Annotated in this window: 1 protein-coding gene; it reads left to right on the forward strand. The window is 51.7% G+C overall.

The annotated features are described in order from the left end of the window. Nucleotides 1-291 precede the first annotated feature (291 nt). Nucleotides 292-969, forward strand: coding sequence for an aminotransferase class III-fold pyridoxal phosphate-dependent enzyme (locus ACXRVY_RS29150; protein ID WP_223457164.1), 678 nt, complete (start codon nt 292-294; stop codon nt 967-969). Nucleotides 970-1,404: the final 435 nt, after the last annotated feature.

Genomic DNA, 1,404 nt, shown 5'->3' on the forward strand with positions numbered 1-1,404 from the left:
GGGAAGAAAGGTAGGGCGGCGGGACGCCGGAGATAGCCCAAAAGGGTGTGGGGACTTTTTCGGGGATTCGCAATTTCCTGTTCAACTCTGTAAGGCACCGTTTGCAGCGAGCGCCGGAAGAAGAGCCAGTAAATGCTGGGCCTTGTGCCCATTTTCAAGCATGGGGTGCTAGGGGTCGAGTGTTCGAATCACTCCGTCCCGACCATATAATTCAAGGGGTTGCGAGATTTTATCTCGCGACCCCTTTTTTATTTTTGGTCGTTTTTACCCCTACAAAACGACTGGCTCTGGGTGGAATCTTCAGCTGATACCAAGGTCGGAATTTTCCCCGTGGGCTTTAGTCCCGGCTTGATAAGTGAGTTGAGGACGGTTTTTGGGTTCATTCCTGTCACGCGTTACCGGCGCTATTGGCCGATTGCTGCCCTTCAGAAAGAATGGCTATCCAAACAGCTGTCGTCCTCCTATCAGCCCATTGCAGCCATATTAATTAACGACGCTGTTTACCAAGACATTGCCGACCAGAGCCATTCGATTGGCACCTTAGGGCATGGCTTCACTGGTAGCGGGCACCCGCTAGCTACTGCAGTCGCCCTGGAGAATCTTACAATTATCGAAGAGGAGGGCCTGGTTCAGCATGCTGCTGAAATGGGGATTATCCTTCGCAAAGGGCTTCAGCAGTTTGCTGATCATCCAATGGTTGGCGAGGTTCGTGGTGTGGGGTTGATTGCTGCCGTTGAGTTGGTAGCCGACCGGCACACAAAAGAGCCTTTTCAGCCTGTTGGTAGACTCGGGCGGTATCTGTCCTCTCAGACCCAGGAACGTGGAATGATCAACCGAGTCATGGGAGATGCATTGGCATTCTGTCCTCCGTTGATCTCAACGGAGAAGGATATCAATGAAATCCTTGGAGTTTTTGCGGCTTCTTTGGATGCGACACAGCACTGGTACCTCGAACACACTGCACAGTAGTTAACGCCACTCACTACAGGCAGAGCCGGAATGCGGAGTCCTCTGTCCAGCAGCTTCATACCCGCTGCTATCAGGCGTGGAGCGATTAGTGTCAAGGTGCAATAGACTGGCACGGTGGCGAGAAGGGAGCGTCGAGTGATCATGGTGATTTTGGCCATGAAATTGATTCACCCTACTTTTCTCCCCACAAAAACGTCAGCTCTTGGTGGACGTTACTGGACTCTCGTAGAGCAGAACATCGCTGGAACTCAAGTAAATACTAGCTTWGAAAAATCCAGAGTAAAATYTTGGAGGCTTTCAAGAWGTATGAAAAAGGAGGATCACCGCAAGGCAAATGGCCGCGTTCTGTACAGGCACTGGGTCGGCCTGAGCCACTCATTGCCGCGATGACAGCCGCTGATGCAACACACCCTGTGGACTGAACAATGTCAGTTG

It is taken from the genome of Pseudomonas sp. P5_A2_2, assembly GCF_054177685.1.